We start from the raw sequence: 1,963 nt of genomic DNA, 5'->3' as shown, positions 1-1,963 counted from the left end.
CCGCGCGCATCCGGGCGCTGGCCACGGCGCTGCTGCCCGCGGGCCGCGCCCGAGACTTCAATCAGGCGCTCATGGAACTGGGCGCGCTGGTCTGCCGCAAGAAACCGCAATGCGCCTCATGCCCGCTGTCCGGCCTGTGCGAAAGCCTGCGCCTGGGCATTCCGCACGAGCGGCCCGTGCCGGGGCGCAAGCACCCCATCGTCCCGCTGGACGTGGCCACAGGCGTGCTGGTGCACGGCAACCGCATCTTCATTCAGAAGCGGCCCGACGAAGGCGTATGGGCAGGGTTCTGGGAATTTCCCGGTGGCCGCGTGGAAAAGAACGAGGCCCCGGACGCGACCATCGTGCGCGAATACGCCGAGGAAACCGCCTTCCGCATTGCGGTGCGCGACAAGCTGGCGGTAATCCGCCACGGGTATACCACCTACCGGGTCGCCCTGCACTGCTACCTGTGCGAACTGGACGGGAACATGGGCGGGGAACCGCCCGTGCCACCGATTCTGGACGCAGCCACCGAGTACCGCTGGGTGGAATTCGCGGACTTGCCGCGCTTCACCTTTCCCGCCGGGCACCGCAAGCTCATCGACCAGCTGACCACGGACCTGCGCTTCGCGCCGTATCGGTAGCGTCCGCGCCGGGCCGCCCTGCCCTTCCGCAGAGTGGCTCACAGCCTCCGCTTCGGGTCCGCACTCACGAAATTCCGAGGGGCGACAGCTACTGGACGACCGGAGGCATCCCCCAAAACGCCCCCGCATGCCCGTCTACGGACGCCGGAACACCACGAAGTGTTCCGTCTCGTCCACCGCGCGCCATTCCTGCCGCACCCGCGCGGGCACGGAATAGCGGGTGCGCTCGTAGCCGTCCGGGGCCACGGTGTCCATCTGGTCCCGCTCCATGAACACCACCACGTCGCGGGCCACCAGCAGGTCGTACACCTCGTCCACCCGCCCGTTGATCTCGCCGTCCTGCAACCATTCGGCGGGCAGGGCGGGCCGGTCGCCGGTCAGCAGGTACGCCAGCGGAAAGCCGGGCAGCGTCTTGTAGTTGGCCCCGTACCGGGTCCGCAGGTCGCGCAGGTCGCGCAGCTTGCCCAGCACCACGCCGTCCACCTTCACCCCGGACAGGCGCGGAAACACCGCGCCCGCGTCGTGCATCAGTTCCGCGCGCGAAAGGGGCCGCTGCGGAAACATGTAGGGATACTGGTACCCGACCCGGAACATGACCAGTCCGCAGGCCAGGGCCACCCACGCCAGCGTGGCCGCCCGCCCCCCCAGGCGGGCATGCACCAGCATGGCAGCCAGCCACAGGGGGGCAGCGAAGAAGGCCGGGGTCTTGTAGCCCCAGCTGATGCCCGTGGACCACGCCAGCAGCAGCCCCGCGCCCAGCAGCACGGCGGCGCGGCCCGTCGGGGATATGGCGGGGGATGTGGCCCGCGCCGGGGACGGCACGGCAGAAGCAGCACCGTCGGAGGAGACAACTGCGCCAAGGGATCCAACAGCGTCTGTCGACGCGCCCTGCGCCGCCCTTCCGCCCGCCGCCCCGGCACCTACGGCAAAGCGCCCCAGCAGGTCATCGCGAAACACCACGCACACCGCGCCCACGGTCACCAGAAACAGCGGCCAGTCCGCCCCGTAGCCGATCCAGGAGCGGGTGGTCGCCACCGTGTGCAGGTAGTCAGCCGCCAGCAGCAGCACGTACAGCAGCAGCGGCTGCATGCCGCCACGCGGCCTGCCGTCCAGCACGGCCCACGCGCCCCACAGCAGCAGGGCCAGCGCGGGCAGGCGCAACTCCTGCGTCAGGTACAGCACCACGCCCGCCTGCAACGCCTCTCCCAGCCCGGTCTGGCCACCCACCCCGGCGGTCATGACCCGGAAGGCGTCCCAGGCCCCGGCAGCATGCAGCAGCCCGGCGAACACCGCGAAGGATATCGCCGCGCCCAGCGCCGCCATGGCGCCGTCGCGCC

1 protein-coding gene and 1 pseudogene are annotated in these 1,963 nt (G+C 70.7%); one reads left to right on the top strand and one right to left on the bottom strand.

Features of this window, described 5'->3' with window-relative positions:
- Positions 1-626: NUDIX domain-containing protein (locus FVW27_RS14375; RefSeq protein WP_167126354.1), on the top strand; the 626-nt coding region annotated here is incomplete at its 5' end.
- Between the two features lie 135 nt (positions 627-761).
- Here FVW27_RS14375 and FVW27_RS14370 read toward each other — a convergent pair.
- A pseudogene (locus FVW27_RS14370) lies at positions 762-1,963 on the bottom strand (hypothetical protein); the annotation flags it as partial.

The organism is Nitratidesulfovibrio liaohensis, from assembly GCF_011682075.1.
GTDB classification, from domain to species: domain Bacteria; phylum Desulfobacterota; class Desulfovibrionia; order Desulfovibrionales; family Desulfovibrionaceae; genus Cupidesulfovibrio; species Cupidesulfovibrio liaohensis.
Note: the sequence above shows the minus strand (reverse complement) of the source record. Positions and strands in the feature narration are given on the sequence as shown.